This window comes from Streptomyces albofaciens JCM 4342 (genome assembly GCF_008634025.1).
Taxonomy (GTDB): Bacteria; Actinomycetota; Actinomycetes; order Streptomycetales; family Streptomycetaceae; genus Streptomyces; species Streptomyces albofaciens.
Genome location: NZ_PDCM01000002.1, coordinates 4,289,197 through 4,306,077 on the forward strand (window position 1 = coordinate 4,289,197; position 16,881 = coordinate 4,306,077).

Genomic DNA, 16,881 nt, shown 5'->3' on the forward strand with positions numbered 1-16,881 from the left:
CCCCGGATCGCCGCCCCCGCCCGAGGAAAGGACCGTCATGTCCGCGACCCGAACCACCGCGCAGTTGCCCGGCGGAGCCACCATGCCCCTGGTCAGCGTCGTGGTGCCGTGCTTCGACGAGGCGGCCGTCATCGGGGAGACGCACCGCCGGCTCAGCACGGTCCTGCGCGGCCTGCCGGAGTGCGAGTACGAGGTGGTGTACGTGGACGACGGCAGCGGCGACGCCACCTGGGACCGGCTCACCGCGCTCGCCGCCGAGGACGCGCGCGTCCGGCTGGTACGGCTGACCCGCAACTTCGGACACCAGCCGGCCGTCCTCGCGGGCCTGCGCGAAGCGTCCGGGGACGCGGTGGTGACCATCGACGCCGACCTCCAGGACCCGCCGGGCCTCATCGCCGACATGGTCGAGCGCTGGCGCGCGGGCTGGCCCGTGGTCTCCGCGCGGCGCACCGGACGGGAGGGCGAGAGCCGCTTCAAGACCGGCACCGCCCATGTCTTCTACCGGCTGCTCGCCGCCGTCGCCGACCACCCCGTGAACCTGGACACCGGGGACTTCCGGCTGCTGGACCGCGAGGTCGTGCGCACCCTCTCGCTGCTGCCGGAGAGCGAGCTGTACCTGCGCGGTTCGGTGTGCTGGGCGGGTTTTCCCGAGACGAGCCTGGAGTACGGGCGGCTGCCGCGGCTGGCCGGCCGGACGAAGTACACGCTGCGCAAGATGGCCGGGCTGTCCCGGCGCGGGCTGCTCGCCTGTTCGTCCGCCCCGGCCCGGGTGCCCGCCGTCGTCGGCCTGGCCTGGCTCGGCGGTACGGCCGCGGTCTCGGCCGTGCGGGGCCGCCCGCTGCCGCTGGCCGCGTGGACCTTCGGCTGCGAGGCGGTGCTGCTCGGGCTGCTGGGCGAGTACCTGCTGCTGGTCCACCGCGAGGTGCGCGGGCGGCCGCCGTACGTGGTCCGCCAGCGGTGGGCGGCCGGGGTGGCGACGCCGGTGGAGCTGGTCCCGGTGGAGGCGGCCGAGCACGCCAAGGCGTGGGCCGCCGGGAGCGCCCGGTGAGCGCCGGGGGCGGCGGCCGGGATGCGCGGGGGCCGTGGGACGTGGTCGTCGTCGGCGCCGGGTTCACCGGGCTGGCCGCCGCGCACGAACTCGGCCGGGCCGGACTGCGCTGCCTGGTGCTGGAGGCCGACGACCGGGTGGGCGGCCTGGCGGGCACGTTCTCCGTCGGTGACCGGCAGCTGGAGCGCTTCTACCACCACTGGTTCGCCTCCGACACGGACATCTTCCGGCTCTGCGCCGACCTGGGCCGCCCCGACCTGGTACGGCGGCACCACGGCCGTACGGGCTTCTACTACGCGGGCGGCATCCACCGCCTGTCGAACCCGCTCGACGTGCTGCGCTTCGCGCCGCTGCCGCCCGCCGACCGGCTGCGCCTGGGCCGCTCGGTGCTGCGCGCCGGGCGCGTGCGGCACTGGCGCGAGCTGGAGGCGCTGACCGCCGAGGAGTGGCTGGTCTCGCTGGGCGGGCGGCGGGTGTACGACCGGGTGTGGCGGCCGCTGCTGGAGGGCAAGTTCGGCCCGTACGCGTCCGAGGTCGGCGCCACCTGGATGTGGACGAAGCTGCACCTGCGGGGCGGCAGCCGCAGCCGGTCGGGCCGCGAGGTCCTGTACTACCTGCACGGCGGCTGCGGCGCCCTGCTGGACGCCTGGCTGCCCCGGCTGGCCGGTCTGGGCGTACGGATACGGACCGGCAGCCCGGTCACGGAGGTGCTGACCGGGCCGGCCGGGGTGACCGGCGTCCGGTGCGGCGACGAGGTGATCGAGGCGCCACGGGCGCTGCTGACCTGCGCGCCCGGCCCGGCCGCCGCCCTGCTCGCCCGGTCCGGCCACCCCGCCGCCCCGGCGCTGCGCCGCCGCCTCGGGGCGATCCCGTACCTGGCCAACCTGTGCCTGGTGCTGGAGAACGACCGGCCGCTGTCGGACACGTACTGGCTCAACGTCACCGACCCGCGCTTCCCGTACGTCGGCGTCATCGAGCACACCAACCTCGACGCGCCGGAGCACTACGGCGGGCGGCACCTCGTCTACCTGTCCGCCTACCTGCCGGCGGACGCGCCGCTCTACCGGATGAGCGACGCGGAGGTGTTCCGCCGCAGCCTTCCGCACCTGCGCCGGATGTTCCCGGCGTTCCGCGCGGACTGGGTGCGCGCCCACCACGTCTGGCGCGCCGACCACGCGCAGCCGGTCATCACCCGGCACTACTCGCGGGCCGTGCCCGGCGTCGAGAACGCCCTGCCGGGCCTCTACCTCTCCTCGATGGCCCAGGTCTTCCCGGAGGACCGGGGCACCAACTACGCGCTGCGGGGCGGGCAGCGCGCCGGCCGGCTGATCGCCGACCGCCTCCGTACGGCCCGGCGCCGTACGGACCGCAGCGCACCGCACGGCGCCGACGACCCACGGATCGGAGCGGACCATGACTGACCCCCGGGCGATACCGCCCCTGTTCACGACGGAGGACTGTGAGCGCATGCCCGCCCACCAGGTGCACGAGCTCTACCGGCACTACGTCAGCCGCGCCCAGGTCTCGCTCCTCGGTTCCTTCGGTTTCGGCCACGACCTGGTCGACCACGCCGAGGGCTGCTGGATCACCCTGCGGGACGGGCGCCGCATCCTGGACTTCACCGGCGGGATCGGCGTGCTCAACCACGGGCACAACCACCCCCGGCTCCTGGCCGCCCGCCGCCGCTTCGGCGAGCGGCGCGCCATGGAGGTCCACAAGAACTTCCTGTCGCCGTACGTGGCGGCGCTCAGCCACAACCTGGCCCGGCTGCTGCCCGGCGACCTGAACATCAGCTACTTCCCCAACTCCGGCGCGGAGGCCGTCGAAGGCGCCGTGAAGCTGGCGTACAAGTACCACCGCGGGCACCGCGGCACGGTGCTGCACAGCGACATCTCCTTCCACGGCAAGCTGCTCGGCGCGGGCAGCCTCACCGCCTCACCGGAGGTGGACTTCCCCTACCCCCGCCTGCCCGGCACCGACCACTTCGCCTACGACGACCTGGAGTCCTTCGCGCTCGCCCTGGAAAGGCACCGGGCGGGCAGCGGCGGCAGCGACGTGTACGCGGTGGTGCTGGAGCCGTTCAGCGCGTCCAGCGTCCGCGAGTGCTCGGAGGGGTTCCTGCGCGAGGTCCGCAGGCTGTGCACGGAACGGGACATCGTCCTGGTCTTCGACGAGGTGTACACGGGCTGGGGACGCACGGGCACGCTCTTCCACTTCATGCGCCACCCCGGGCTGGTCCCCGACGTGGTGACCACCTCGAAGTCGTTCGGCGGCGGCAAGTCCTCGATCTCCGGCTACACCGCGCGCGAACCGGTCTTCCGCGCCGCGTACGACAACCACGCCGACGCGACGCTGCACAGCACCACGTACTACGGCTTCGGCGAGGAGACCGCGACCGCGCTGGAGGCCGTCGCCGTCGCGGTCGAGGACGACTACCCGGCGCGCGCCGTGCGGATCGGCGAACGGCTGGGCGGCGGCCTCGCCGACCTCGCCGCCCGCCACCGCTCCCTGGTGAGCGGCACCTTCGGCCGGGGCGCGCTGCACGGCCTGTTCCTCAACGACGGCAACCCCGGCCTGGACCGGCTGCTGCGCCTGCTGCCCTCGACGTTCGCCAGGGACCCGCGCGCCCGCCGCAAGCTGGTCACCGCCGCCGTGATCGCCTCGCTCTACCGCGACTTCGGCGTGCTGGCCTACTACGGCTCCAACCACGGCCTGCCGCTCATCGCCTCGCCGCCGCTGGTGGCCGAGGAGACCGAGGTCGAGGTGTTCCTCCAGGCGCTGGACTCGGTGCTGGAGCAGGGAGCCGGGCGGCTGCTGGCCCGCTTCGCCAAGGACGTACTGGCGCAGCACGTACCCGTACGGGGGAAGGAGTCCAGGGAGCAGGTGGTGGCGCGGTGAGCGGCGCACACCTGGTGGACGGCGGGCGGATGGCGCGGGCTCTGCGGGCGAGCGGACTGCCGGCCCTGTGGGCGGCCCGCTACCCGGCGCTCGCCGATCCGCTCGCCGGTGCGCGCGCTGCCGCGCATGTCAGCGGGTCGCTGGGGCGGCTGCCGGTGCTGTATCGCGTCGGTGCCGAAGTGGCGCTGCGCGCGGCCGGGTTGGTGACGCGCCCGGTGCCCGCCGCCAAGTGCGACCGGCTGGCGCGGGTGCCCGGGTTCGGGCGGCTTCTGGCCGTCACCGACTCCCTCGCGCTGTACGGCGGGCTGGACGGTGAGCCGAGCAAATGACCCGCCGCCGCACCCCCACCCGCACCGTCTCCTGCGACGCCCTGGTCATCGGCTCCGGCGCCGGCGGCGCGGTCGCCGCGCTGGAACTGGCGCGGGCCGGACACCCCACCGTCGTCCTGGAGGAAGGCCCCCGGACGACCACCGCGGAGCTGGCCGCGTCCGCACCGGCGACCAATTTGCGCCGCCTCTACCGCGACGCCGGACTGACCCCCATCCTCGGCAGCCCGGTCATCCCGTACGGCGAGGGCCGCTGCGTGGGCGGCAGCACGGTCGTCAACGGCGGGCTGCTGTGGGCGCCGCCGGACGCGCTGCTGGACCGCTGGGCGCGGGTGATGGGCACCACCGGCTACCGCGCCGAGCGGCTGGCCGGACACCTGCGTACGGTGTCCGAGCGGCTCGGCGTCGGCGAGCAGCCGCACGGCGACGGCAACGCGGACTCGCGGCTGCTCGCCGAGGCGGCCGACGCCCTGGGCTGGCGGTGGTCCGCCGCCCGGCGGGCCGCCCCCGGCTGCCGCCACCTGAACCGCTGCCCGACCGGCTGTCCCGGCGGCGCCAAGCGCAGCATGCTGGTCAGCTATCTGCCGGAGGCGGAGCGGTACGGGGCGGTGATCGAGCCCGGCACCCGGGCCGTGCTGCTGCGGCACGACGGCCGCACCGTGCAGAGCGTCGTGGCCCTCGGCGGCCCGGACGGCCGCACCCGCGTCGACTACCGGCCGCGTACGGTCTTCCTCGCCGCCGGGGCCGTCGGCAGCGCCCTCCTCCTCCAGCGCAGCGGCATCCACGCCCGCACCGCCGGGCGCGACATGGGCTTTCACGTCAACTTCCGCCTGGTGGCCCGCTTCACCGACCCGGTGCACGCCGGGCGGGGCACGATCTTCACGGCCCAGCTCCGGGAGTTCGAGGACCTGGGCATCCACGTCATGCCCGCCAACCTCACCGCCGGATCGCTCGCGGCGGCGCTCGCCGGACACGGGCCCGCGGTGGTCAACGCGCTGCTGGCGGACCTGCCGCGGGTCGCGGTCTACACGGTGCAGGTGCGGATGAGCGGACGGATCGCCGTACGCCGATTGCCGGGCGGCGGGCGCCTGCTGCGGCACCGGATGACGCCGTACGACCGCGGCCTGCTGCGCTTCGCGCTCGGCCGGGCGGCGCGGCTGCTGTTCCGGGCGGGTGCCGCGGAGCTGTATCCGCCGTCCCCCGGCGTACTGCGCTCGCGGAGCGCGGCGCGGGAGTTCGCGGTCCGCGCCGACCCGCGCGGCTGGGACCTGGTGTGCGTCCACGCCATGGCGTCCTGCCCGATGGGGCGGGCCGCGCTGGGCGGGGTGTGCGACCAGCACGGCCGCCCGTACGGTTTCGGCAACCTCCGGCTGTGCGACGCCTCGGTGCTGCCGGGGCCCGCCGGGCTCAGCCCGCAGGGCACCGTCATGGCCTTCGCCCACGAGATCACCGCCCGCTACCTCTCCTCACCCCCGCAGGTCCCCACGAGGAGGCACTGTGACAGCGACACCCCATCCTGATCCCGACGGCGCGCGGCACCGCGCCGAAGGCCGCCCGCGCGGCCTGCTCCGCCCCACCGGGCCCGTCGTGGACTGCGACATCGCCGTCATCGGCTCCGGCATGGGCGGCGCGACCCTGGCGTACGCCCTGCGCGGCACCGGCGCCCGGGTCCTGGTCGTCGAGCGCGGCGACTTCCTGCCCCGGGAATGGCAGAACTGGTCCGCGCCCGCGGTCTTCACCGCAGGGCGCTACCGCAACGCCGAGCCCTGGTACGACGCCTCCGCCCGGCGCTACTTCGCCCCCGGTGTGCACTACTACGTCGGCGGCAACACCAAGGTCTTCGGCGCCACCCTGCCGCGCTTCCGGGAGGCCGACTTCGGGCCGCTGGAGCACGCGGAAGGCATCTCGCGCGGCTGGCCGTTCCCGTACGGCGTGCTGGAGCCGCACTACGCGCGCGCCGAACGCCTCTACCGGGTGCACGGCGCCCGCGGGGCCGATCCGACCGACCCCTGGCGCTCCGGCGAGTACCCGTGGCCCGCCGTGGCCCACGAGCCCCCGGTCGCCTCGCTGGCGGAGTCGCTGCGCGCCCAGGGCCTGAAGCCGTACGCGCTGCCCACCGGCATCGACCTGCGGGCGGACGGCGCGTGTCTGCGCTGTGCCACCTGCGACGGCTTCCCGTGCCTGGTCGAGGCCAAGAGCGACGCCGACGTGTGCGCGCTGCGGCCCGCGCTGGCCGCCGGCAACGTCTCGCTGCTCACCCGGGCCACCGTCACGCGGCTGGTGACCGGGCCGTCCGGGCGGCGGGTGACCGCGGCGCTGGCCCAGTACGAGGGCCGGGAGCTGCGCATCCACGCCGAGCGGTTCGTGCTGGCCTGCGGCGCGGTCAACACGGCGGCGCTGCTGCTGCGTTCGGAACCCGGCGCGCTGCGTACCGGCCCCGTACGGGACACCGGTCTGGCCAACGGCTCCGGACAGGCCGGGCGCAACTACATGGTGCACAACTCGACGTTCCTGATGGCCGTCGATCCGCGCCGCGCCGACGAGGTGGTGTTCCAGAAGACGCTAGGCGTCAACGACTGGTACCTGGGCAACGGCACCCACGGCCCGCTCGGCAACGTGCAGGCCCTGGGCAAGCTGCGGGCTCCCTCGGCGGGCGGCCTGTGGCCCCGGGCCCCGCGCCCGCTGCTCGCCGCCGCCACCCGGCGCAGCATGGACCTCTACCTCACCAGCGAGGACCTGCCCGTGCCGGACAACCGGGTGACCGTCGGCCCCAGGGAACGGGTCGAGGTGCGCTGGCGGCCGGTGAACCTGCCGCCGCACCGCGAACTGGTGCGCCGCGCCACGGCGATGATGCGCCGGGCGGGCTTCCCCCTGGTCTTCACCCGCCGGATGGGCATCGCCGTCAACTCGCACCAGTGCGGCACCGCGGTGGCCGGGGAGGACCCGGCGACCAGCGTCGTCGGCCCGGACTGCAAGGCTCACGAACTGGACAACCTGTGGGTCGCGGACAGCTCCTGGTTCCCGTCCTCGGCGGCGGTCAACCCGGCGCTGACGATCGCCGCGAACGCACTGCGGATCGCGCACATGGTGGCGGGGACCGCGGACGTGGCGGAGGAGACGGGAATGCCGTACGGGCCTGGGGAGGGCGGCCTCCGGGACGGCGGCTGCGCGGGTCCGTGCCCCACCGGCGGCCCCCGGAGAGACGGAGGGACCGCGGGCCCATGATCGTCGACCACGCCTACGACCTGGTCACCGACGACCTCTTCCTGCGCCTGGACGGACTGCTGCCGCACGCCGAGCTGTTCCTGAAGCTGGAAGGGCTCAACCCGGCCGGATCGGTCAAGCTCAAGACCGCCACCGGCCTGGTCGAGGACGCCGAGCGGCGCGGCGTGCTGCGCCCCGGCGGCTCGCTGATCGAGTCGTCCTCCGGCAACCTGGGCATCGCCCTGAGCGCGGTCTGCGCGGCCAAGGGCTACACCTTCACCTGCGTCACCGACCCGAACGTACCGCGGCAGAGCGTCGCCCTGATGCGCGCGTTCGGCGCCCACGTCTGCGTCGTGGACACCCGCGACGGCAACGGCGGCTACCTGGGCAGCCGGATCGCGCTGATCCGCAGCGCCCTGGACCTCGACCCGTCACTGACCTGGCTCAACCAGTACGCCAACCCGGCCAACCCGGCCGTGCACGCGGCGCGCACCGCGGCCGCCGTCCTGCGCGAGATCCGCACCGTGGACTACCTCTTCGTCGGCGCCGGCACCACCGGCACCGTCATGGGCTGCGCCGCGCACTTCCGCCGCCACTCGCCCCGCACGACGGTCGTCGCGGTGGACGCCGAGGGCTCGGTGACCTTCGGCGGCCCGCCCGGCCCCCGCCGCATCCCGGGCCTGGGCACCAGCCGGGTGCCGGAGATCTGCCGCCCGCGCGACGTGCACCGGGTGGTGTCCGTGCCCGAGCGGGACGCCGTGCTGATGTGCCGCCGCCTCGCCCGCAGCCACGGCCTGGCCGTCGGCGGCTCCACCGGCTCCGTGCTCAGCGCCGTCCTGCGGCTGCGGTCCGGCATCCCGCCGGGCGCCCGCGTGGTCGCGCTCTCCGCCGACCTCGGGGAGCGCTACCTGGACACCGTGTACGACGACGCCTGGGTCACCGGGCACTTCGGCGCGGCGGCGGCCGGGCCGTCCGGCCGCCCCCGCGACCCCGGCGCCTCCCCCGTCACCGCTCACGGCTCCACGAAGGCCGCCCCAGAGGAGGTTCGCTGAATGACCCCGCCGCCCCCCGTGAACGCCACCCCGGCCACCCGGAGACCCCAGGACCTCCCGGACCTCCAGGACCTGTACTGGCCGCCCGTCCACCCCTTCGAGTCCCTGGACCCGGAGCTGATCCGCTTCCTGGCCGCTCCCCCACCCGCCCGGGCCGCGCTGCTCGCCCGGCTGCGCGCCGACCCCGAGGCGCACGGCCGCTTCCTCCACGACCACCTCGCCACCCTCTACGCCCACTCCTTCGGCTACCGCGACGGTCCGGCCGCGCACGCCCCCGACGACGATCTGGAGATCGCGCTGTACACGGCACGCACCCGTCTGGAGCACGAGTTCCTGACGTACGGCTGCTCCCCCGCGCCCGTACCGGACCTCCGCGGCCAGGAAGCCGCCGCCGACCACCTGGAAGCGCTCGCCGCCGACAACCCCGGCGCCTCCCACCCCCTCTTCCGCTTCCTGGCCACCGACGCCACCCGCGAGCAGATCGAGTACTTCCTGCGCTGTGAACTGATCCGCAACGAAGTCGTGGACGACGAGGTCGCGCTGCTCGTCGTCGGCCTCCAGGGCCGCCAGAAGGCGGTCGCCGCGGCCAACCTGTGGGACGAGTGCGGGCGCGGGCGGCTGGAGAACTTCCACACCTACTGGCTGCGCCGCCAGCTCGGCTCCCCCGCCGGCTGGGAGGCCCTGGCCTCCTACCGCCGCGACCACCCCTGGTTCGCCAAGCCGACGTCCAACCTCTTCGCGGCGCTGCTGCTGCGCCCCGCCCGCGTCCAGGCCGCGTACGGCTGCTTCCTGGTTTTCGAAAGTTGGGTCGAACCACACTTCACCCTCCTCCTGGAGGGCATGACGCGGGTGGGCATCCACGACGACGACATGCGGGTGTACTACACCGCCCACACCCGTATCGACCCCCGCCACAGCCAGGACCTGTGCGACGGCCTGCGCGACCAGCGGCCCCGGCTCACGCCCCGGGAGGTACGGGCCGCGCTGAACGGGGCCCACCTCGCGGTCGACACGGGCGTGCGGCAGTACGACCGCATCCTGCGTCACTTGGAGACCATGGGCCCGCGGGGACTACCCGCGCCACCGGCCCCGGACCACTGAGGCCGGCCGCGATCGGAGGAACCATGACGGACCCGGACCGCAGCGCCCGGCAGGCGAGCGCCGCCGACGCCGTACTGACCCTGCCCGACTCGGCGTTCACCGCCCCGGAACCCGGCCGGACGGCCGGCACCGCCGTCCCGGCGTCGGCCGCCGGACCACCGTCCGACGGCCCCAGCGTCACACTCGGGCTCGACATCGGCGGCACCGTCCTGAAGTCCGCGCTGGTCGCCCCCGACGGCACGGTCCGGTCCGAGAGCCGCTGCCCCACCCGCACCGAGGACGGCCCCGGCGCCGTGCTGCACACCGTTCTCGACCACGCCGCGAAAGCCCTGGCCAAGGCCCGCTCCGAGGGCGAGGACGTACGCGCGGTGGGCATCGCCTCCTGCGGGCTGGTGGACGAGGACACGGGCACCGTGGTGTTCTCGGCCTCCATCCAGTGGCGCGATCTGCCGCTGCGGCGGCTGGCGTCCGAGCACCTGGGACTGCCGGTCGCGCTCGGGCACGACGTACGGTCAGGCGGCCTCGCCGAAGCGCGGCTGGGCGCCGGGCGCGGGCACCGGGTCGTCCTGTTCGTGCCCGTCGGCACGGGGGTGGGCGGCGCGCTGCTGCTGGACGGGAAGCCGTTTCCGGGCAGCCACTGGTCCTCGGCGGAGGTCGGCCACGTCGTCGTCCAGCCGGACGGCGACCCGTGCCCGTGCGGCCAGCGCGGCTGCCTGGACACCCTCGCGGGCGGCGTCGGCGTGGCCCGCCGCTACAACGAGCGGCGCGGATCGCTCCCCCCGGTCTCCGGCGCCGAGGAGGTGGCGAAGCGCGCGGCGGCGGGCGACCCCGCGGCCGTGGAGGTGTGGGAGGAGGCGGCCGACGCGATGGCGCGGACGCTGCTGACGGCCGTCACCCTCTTCGACCCGGCCGTCCTCGTGCTGGGCGGCGGCCTCAGCCAGGCGGGCGAGCAGCTGCGCGCACCGCTGCGGCGCGGCCTCGAACGGCGGGCCGCCTTCCAGGTCCTGCCCGACCTCGTCTTCGCCCGGCTGGGTGAGCGGGCGGGCCGGATCGGCGCGGGTCTGCTGGCCTGGGACCTGGTCGAGGCCCGTGCCCACGACGGTGTACGGACCTGAGCGCATGCGGCCGGGACCGGGCAGGAACGGTCAGGGCGGCGCCCGTACGCGGGCACGGCCCGCCCCAGCCGCACCCCCGCGTCGGCTGCCGACCCGGCCCTGACCGGCCGTCCGGCCCTCGCTGACCGGGTCTGCCCGCGGCGCGGCGGGCGCGGGGGAAACGGGCATGTACACAGCAGTGGGCGCGGCGGACCGGCCCTGGAGGCCGTCGATCGGGTTCGCTTTCCCCAGCCGGGTTCTCCGTCCTCGAAAGGGGCCCCGACCATGGACCACCCCGCCTCCGGGTCCTCCGACCCCTCTGGCCCCCCAAGCCCTTCCGGCCCCTCCGGCGCCGAAGTCCCCCGCTCCGCCCGTGCCGACGCGGCGGACGCGCCGGACCGCCGCCTCATCGAGGGCCGCACCATCGACGCCGTACCGGAGGGCGAACGCCACGGGCGCCCGCGCGACCTGTTCGCCGTCTGGTTCGCCGCCAACATCAGCCCGCTGACCATCGTCTCCGGCACCATCGCGCCGCTCGTCTTCGGCCTCGGCCTGTGGCCGGGCATCGCCGCGGTGACCCTGGGCAACCTGCTCGGCGGCTTCCTGATGGCCCTGCACGCGGCGCAGGGCCCCCGCCTCGGCGTCCCCCAGATGATCCAGAGCCGCGGCCAGTTCGGCAGCCACGGCTCGCTGCTCGTCACGCTCGTGGTCGTCTTCATGTACGCGGGCTGGTTCGCGTCCAACCTGGTGATCGCCGGGCAGGCGCTGCACCGCTCGGTGCCCGCCATGGACACCTCCGGCTGGCTGGTGGTGTGCGGGCTGGCCGGACTGGTCGTCGCGGTCGTCGGCTACGACCTGATCCACCGCGTCGGCCGCTGGGCCACCGTACTGACCCTCTCCCTGCTCGCCCTGTGCGCCGTACGGGTGTTCATGACCCCCGGCGTCCTCGAACGCGCCGTCAACGCCACCGGCTTCACCGTCTCCGGCTTCGTCGGCATGACCGCGATCGGCATCCTGCTCCAGATCACCTACGCCCCGTACGTCTCGGACTACACCCGCTACATGCCCGCGCACGCCGCGTCCCGCCGCTCCACCCTGTGGTTCACCTACTGGGGCAGCGTCCTGGGCAGCGTGCTGCCGATGTTCCTCGGCATCGTCATGGGCATCGCGGTGGCGGACGACGCGATCGCCGGGCTGGACAGCGTGCTCGGCGGCACCCTCTCCGCCGTCGTCCTGTGCTCCTTCGCCGTCATCGTCGTCCACGTCAACTCGATGAACCTGTACGGCACCTCGCTGTGCCTGATCACCGCCGCGCAGACCTTCCGGCACCGCTGGCTGCCCGGCCGCCCGGTCCGCACGGCGCTGATCGCGGCCCCGCTCGCCCTCGGCCTGACCCTCGCGCTGGCCTTCCAGGACACCTTCCTCGCTTCGTACACCGACTTCCTGGCGATCCTCCAGTACGTCCTGATCCCGTGGACCGCCATCAACCTCGTCGACTTCTACCTGGTCCGGCGCGGCCACTACGACGTACCGTCCTTCTTCGCGCCCGGCGGCGGCGTGTACGGCCGCGTCAACGGCCCGGCCGTCCTGGTCTACGCCGTGAGCTTCGCGCTGGAGGTGCCCTTCATGCACACCTCGGCCTACACCGGCCCGGTCGCCACCGCGCTCGACGGGATAGACCTCTCCTGGGCCGTGGGCCTGCTGATCCCGTCCGTCGCGTACTGGCTCATCGCCCGCCGCCGTACCGCCGCCGTGCCCCACAGCACCACCGCGACCGCCCCTGCCCCCGCCCTCCCCCAGGAAGGCTCCTGAGATGTCGACCATCCCCGACTTACGCGCCGAGGCGGCCCGCCTCCTGCACACCAACCGCTACCTCACCCTCGGGACCGCCACCCCCGAAGGCATCCCGTGGACCACCCCCGTCACCTACGCCTGGGACGACACGGACCACTTCTACTGGTGGTCCGCCGCGGACGCGGTGCACTCCCGCAACATCGCCGCCAACCCCGCCGTCTCGCTCCTGGTCTTCGACTCCCGGACCTCCGACGCCGAGGCACAGGCCCTCTACGGCCAGGGCACCGCGCACGCCCTCGCCCCGGCCGACCTGCCGACGGCACTGGCGGTCTTCTACGCCCGCCGCTACCCGGACCCCGCCGTCCGCGCGCGCAAGGCCCGCGTCCCCGCCGAGTTCCAGGGCGACTCCCCCAAGCGCTTCTACTGCGCCACGATCCACACCTATTCAGCCCTGACCCCGGACCCCCACCCGGTCCACGGCAACGCGGTACCCCACCGGCTGGTCTTCCCCTTCACCACGGCGTGGGCGAAGGCTTACGGACCGGGGGAGCCGGGGGCCTGACGCCCCGCCCTCAGCGGGACTTGCGCAACCAGGCGAGCAGCGCCACCAGAGCGATCGGCGCCCCCACGGCCACCTTGGCGGCGAGCTTCGTGGACAGCCAGGCGAATCCGGGGCTCCACCACTCCATCCACCACGCCGCCAACAGCGCCAGCACCACCACTAAGGCAGTGCTCACCACGGACACCGCTATGCGGGCGGCCCGGCTGCCGAGCTGCTCCCCGCTCTCCCCGTCGCTCATGAGTGCGATGCTAATGGGGCGGGAGCAGCCGTCCGTACCGTCAGGGATCGATCCCGCCAGGCAGCACCGGCCGGCGCCGGCCGTGCCGCGTGGCCGCCTCGTACGCGGCACCCACCTGGAGCACCGCCAGGTCCGCGCGCGGCGGGCCGATGACCTGGAGGCCCACCGGCAGGCCGTCGGGAGTGAAGCCCGCCGGTACGGACAGCGCGGGCGCGCCCAGCACGGACACGAAGTAGGCCGAGCGCATCCAGTCGATGTACGTATGCTGCGGCTGCCCGTCGACAACCTCCGGGTACTCCAACTCGGCGTCGAACGGCGCCACTTGCGAGACCGGGGCCAACAGCATGTCGTACCGTGCGAAGAAGTCCACGAGCCGCAGGTGCAGCCGCCCGCGTCCCACCGTGGCGCGGACCAGGTCGGCCCCGGTGAGCCGGCGTCCCTCCTCGATGTTCCACACCAGGCTCGGCTTCAGTGCCTCGGGGGACGCGTCGAGCACCGCCCCGAGCGCCATGTCGAAGTGATGGGCCCGCAGCGTGCGGAAGACCTCCTCCGCACCGTCCAGGTCCGGGCAGTCCTCCTCGACCCGGCACCCGAGATGGCGGAAGACCTCCATCTGCGGTTCCAGTACGGCCCGTACGTCGGCGTCGACCGGCACCCGGCCGCCGAGGTCCGGCGTCCAGGCCACGCGCAACCCGGCAGGATCACGCGCCGGAAGCTCGCGGAACGCGGTGCCCGGCGTCTCCAGGCTGACCGGGCAGCGGGGGTCGGGCCCCGCCATGACCGACAGCAGCAGCGCGGTGTCGGCGACCGTACGGGCCATCGGGCCGGGCACGGTCAGCGTGTCCCACGGGTTCCACGCCGGGTGGGCCGGCACGCGGCCCGGGGTGGGGCGCAGCCCGACGACGTTGCAGAAGGAGGCGGGGTTGCGCAGCGATCCGCCCATGTCGGAGCCGTCCGCGAGCGGCTGCATGCCCGCGGCCAGGGCGGCCGCCGCCCCGCCACTGCTGCCGCCCGCCGAGCGCCCCAGTCCGTACGGGTTCCGCGTCACCCCGAAGACGGGGTTGAACGTGTGCGAACCGGCGGCGAACTCCGGCACGTTCGTCTTCCCGATACGGATCGCCCCGGCCGCCTGGATCCGCTGGACCAGCAGCTCGTCCTCGTCCGGCACGGTCTCCGCGTACAGCGGCGAGCCGCTCGTCGTGCGCATGCCCCGGGTGAGGTGGGTGTCCTTGAAGGCGATGGGCAGCCCGTGCAGCACCCCCACCTCCGCACCCCGCGCCAGACGCTCGTCGGCCGCCGCCGCAGCCGCCACCGCCCCCTCGGGATCGAGCGAGACCACGGCGCTCACCTGGGGGTTCACCGCTTCGATGCGGTCCAGGTGCGCCCGTACGACCTCCCGCGCGGACACCTCGCGGCGGCGGATACGGGCGGCGAGATCGGTGGCATCGGCATGGACGAGGTCGGCGGCGTCCTCACTCATACCCCCAACTCAACACCGCCCAGCAGCGCCCCGACCACCCCCCTGGCCCGCCCGACGGCTTCCTCGTCGCCCGTCCGCAGCCCGCGCGCCCACGTCTCCGCGGCGTCCAGGGCCGCGAGCGCCGGGAGCGCGTACCGCTCCGCGTCCGTCAGCTCCCGCCCGTAACCGCACAGGAAGGCGGCGCGCAAGGCCCGGTCGGGCAGGCACGCGCCGTACGCCACCCGCACGAGGTCCTCCACCGCGCACCCGAGCCGCGCCCGCGCGAATCCGGCGAGCGCCAGGCGCCGGCCCGCCGCGTCCCACAGGAAGTGGTGCTCGCCGACATCGCCGTGCAGGAAGCCGGCGGGCAGCGGCGGGAGCAGGTGGAGCACCGCGGCGCGGTCGAGGATCAGCCGCCGCTCCGCCGCGTCGAGCGCGCCCGCGGCCGAGAGCGCGGCCACGTGCTCCTCCGCGGCGGCGCGCCGTTCGGCGGCCCAGCGGTCCGCGCCGCCCTCCGGGACCGCCGCGCCCGCCGCGCCGCAAGCGTCGTGAAGACGGCGCAGCAGGCTTCCGGCCTGCCGGTACAGCTCCGTACGGTCGGCACGGCCCAGCCCGCGGCCGGACGCGCCGCTGCCCGGTACGGCGGTGAGCAGCAGTGCGAGCCGACCGGGGTCGCTGTCGACCAGGACCGGCGCGTGCGCGTGGCCGAGGGCGGGGACGGCATGGCGGTACGCGTGCGTCTCCCGCGTATAGCGGTCCGGCGTCGGCGCCACCTTCAGGAAGAACCGGCCCACGTCCGCGCGCGTCAGCTCCCACACCCGGGCGCCGTCCGCCCGCCACGAGACGCTGCGGACCGCGGTGATCTCGCCGCCGATCCGGCGGCGGGCCCAGGCACCGATGGTGTTCGGGACGGCTTGCACAGTTCCTCCTCGGTTGACGCCGGTTCGGACGGGTGCTCGCAGAACGAGGCCCGCGGACCGTTCGTCACGGTCCCACGAGGGCCCCCTCTCGGTCGAAAGTTCGACCACCCCGTCAACCCGGCGGCCCGGCACGGCTTCGGCCGGTCACGATTCACCCGCCCGTGCACAGCCACCCGTTCCGGGGATTGTCATGGCCGGAAGTCGGCAGCGACAGGGCCGCCCGGCCTTTTCGAGTTATACAGTTGCGCAATACGGCAAGTAAATTGAGAGCCACGGGCCGCGCCGCGCGCCCCGCACCGAACCGCCGGGGGGACCCACATGCCAGGCACCGACTCCTTGCGCCGCGCCGAGGAGACCGCCGCCTTCGAACAGGCCCTCACCCAGGCACTCGCCTCCCCGGAGATCGAGGAAGCCCTCCGCCGCACCCCGGACGCCCCCCGCCCCGAACAGCTGCGCCTCCTGGCCCACCGCGAACGCGCCGCCCTCTGCGCCACCGCGGCCACCGAGTACGAGACCTACGCGAAGCTCCGCACCAAGCCCAGCCCACCCCCACCCACCTCCCCCACCGCAACTGCCACCGGCGGCGGCCTGCTCCCCGCCCTCGCCGTCCTCGTACCGAGCCTGGGCGCGGTGGCCGCGGCCCTCTTCCTCGCCATCGGCTTCGGCATGCGGCTGGTCAACGCCCACCGCCCCTTCGCCGACGAGCTGGTGTACGCGGGCTGGCTCGCCGCCGGCATCGCGGCGGCGGCGATCGCGGCCGACCTGGTCTGGCTCCTCGTGACGGCGGCCCGCAACCGCTCGACACCACCGACGAACGACCCGGCACCCCCCACCCCGGGCGCCGCCGCGCCGGACACCCCCACCCCGGACGCCGCCACCCCTGACGCCGCCGTCCCAGGAAGCGAGACCGCCGAGGCCCGAGCGGCCTGGCACCTGGCCCTCCTGGAACGCGGCATCCTCCCGTTCCTCCTCACCCACCTCCAGGAGGGCAAGCCGGACCGGCCGAGCGGCCGACCCGGTTACTCGGCCCCGAAGTACGGCAGCCCCGAATACGGAAGCCCGGAGTACGGACGGCACGCGTACGCGAGCCCGGGGTACGGGAGTCCCGAGTACACCGGTCACGCCGGTGAGAGATAGGCGGACCGAGCCCTTACGCCCCGACTCGGCGCTTGTTGTGACCCTCGC

Annotated in this window: 15 protein-coding genes; 12 read left to right on the plus strand and 3 right to left on the minus strand. The window is 74.7% G+C overall.

Translation table 11 applies throughout. The features are described 5' to 3' along the window. Positions 1–37 precede the first annotated feature (37 nt). The 11 genes from CP973_RS38670 to CP973_RS38720 all read left to right on the plus strand — a co-directional run bounded on the left by CP973_RS38670 (position 38) and on the right by CP973_RS38720 (position 13,079). A complete protein-coding gene (locus CP973_RS38670; protein WP_150249508.1) occupies positions 38–1,048 on the plus strand; it encodes a glycosyltransferase family 2 protein in 1,011 nt (336 codons plus the stop codon). Next, positions 1,045–2,469 carry an NAD(P)/FAD-dependent oxidoreductase gene (locus tag CP973_RS38675; protein ID WP_280119053.1) on the plus strand — a complete coding sequence of 475 codons (1,425 nt, stop codon included), beginning with the start codon at positions 1,045–1,047 and terminating at the stop codon, positions 2,467–2,469. The genes CP973_RS38670 and CP973_RS38675 overlap by 4 nt, the downstream gene beginning before the upstream one ends. Then, positions 2,462–3,946 (plus strand): aspartate aminotransferase family protein, encoded by a 1,485-nt coding sequence (locus CP973_RS38680; protein WP_150249513.1) that lies wholly within the window; start codon positions 2,462–2,464, stop codon positions 3,944–3,946. Before CP973_RS38675 ends, CP973_RS38680 begins: the two co-directional genes overlap by 8 nt. Next, positions 3,943–4,275, plus strand: coding sequence for a hypothetical protein (locus CP973_RS38685; protein ID WP_150249516.1), 333 nt, complete (start codon positions 3,943–3,945; stop codon positions 4,273–4,275). The genes CP973_RS38680 and CP973_RS38685 overlap by 4 nt, the downstream gene beginning before the upstream one ends. After that, a complete protein-coding gene (locus CP973_RS38690) occupies positions 4,272–5,792 on the plus strand; it encodes a GMC family oxidoreductase (protein ID WP_150249518.1) in 1,521 nt (506 codons plus the stop codon). Before CP973_RS38685 ends, CP973_RS38690 begins: the two co-directional genes overlap by 4 nt. Then, positions 5,770–7,497 (plus strand): GMC oxidoreductase, encoded by a 1,728-nt coding sequence (locus CP973_RS38695; RefSeq protein WP_150249521.1) that lies wholly within the window; start codon positions 5,770–5,772, stop codon positions 7,495–7,497. The genes CP973_RS38690 and CP973_RS38695 overlap by 23 nt, the downstream gene beginning before the upstream one ends. Next, positions 7,494–8,528 (plus strand): 2,3-diaminopropionate biosynthesis protein SbnA, encoded by a 1,035-nt coding sequence (gene sbnA / locus CP973_RS38700; RefSeq protein ID WP_150249524.1) that lies wholly within the window; start codon positions 7,494–7,496, stop codon positions 8,526–8,528. The genes CP973_RS38695 and sbnA overlap by 4 nt, the downstream gene beginning before the upstream one ends. Then, positions 8,529–9,629, plus strand: a complete 1,101-nt coding sequence (locus tag CP973_RS38705; protein WP_150249527.1) for an iron-containing redox enzyme family protein — start codon at positions 8,529–8,531, stop codon at positions 9,627–9,629. It abuts the gene before it with no gap. A gap of 23 nt (positions 9,630–9,652) precedes the next feature. Next, positions 9,653–10,744 (plus strand): ROK family protein, encoded by a 1,092-nt coding sequence (locus CP973_RS38710; RefSeq protein WP_150249530.1) that lies wholly within the window; start codon positions 9,653–9,655, stop codon positions 10,742–10,744. Positions 10,745–11,008: 264 nt separating this feature from the next. Continuing rightward, positions 11,009–12,535 carry a purine-cytosine permease family protein gene (locus tag CP973_RS38715; protein WP_150249532.1) on the plus strand — a complete coding sequence of 509 codons (1,527 nt, stop codon included), beginning with the start codon at positions 11,009–11,011 and terminating at the stop codon, positions 12,533–12,535. 1 nt (position 12,536) lies between these two features. Then, positions 12,537–13,079: a pyridoxamine 5'-phosphate oxidase family protein gene (locus CP973_RS38720; protein WP_150249535.1), complete on the plus strand. Its 543-nt coding sequence runs from the start codon at positions 12,537–12,539 to the stop codon at positions 13,077–13,079. A 10-nt stretch (positions 13,080–13,089) separates the two neighbouring features. On the opposite strand, the gene CP973_RS38725 is transcribed toward CP973_RS38720, so the two are convergent. Genes CP973_RS38725 through CP973_RS38735 form a run of 3 tightly spaced genes read right to left on the minus strand, consistent with a single transcriptional unit; the run spans position 13,090 to position 15,696 of the window. After that, positions 13,090–13,317 carry a hypothetical protein gene (locus tag CP973_RS38725; protein ID WP_150249538.1) on the minus strand — a complete coding sequence of 76 codons (228 nt, stop codon included), beginning with the start codon at positions 13,315–13,317 and terminating at the stop codon, positions 13,090–13,092. 40 nt (positions 13,318–13,357) lie between these two features. After that, a complete protein-coding gene (locus tag CP973_RS38730) occupies positions 13,358–14,797 on the minus strand; it encodes an amidase (protein WP_150249541.1) in 1,440 nt (479 codons plus the stop codon). Further along, positions 14,794–15,696 carry an aminoglycoside phosphotransferase family protein gene (locus CP973_RS38735; RefSeq protein WP_167538599.1) on the minus strand — a complete coding sequence of 301 codons (903 nt, stop codon included), beginning with the start codon at positions 15,694–15,696 and terminating at the stop codon, positions 14,794–14,796. Before CP973_RS38735 ends, CP973_RS38730 begins: the two co-directional genes overlap by 4 nt. 318 nt (positions 15,697–16,014) lie before the next feature. Between CP973_RS38735 and CP973_RS38740 the strand changes: the two genes are divergently transcribed. Further along, positions 16,015–16,833, plus strand: a complete 819-nt coding sequence (locus CP973_RS38740) for a hypothetical protein (RefSeq protein ID WP_150249547.1) — start codon at positions 16,015–16,017, stop codon at positions 16,831–16,833. Positions 16,834–16,881 lie beyond the last annotated feature (48 nt).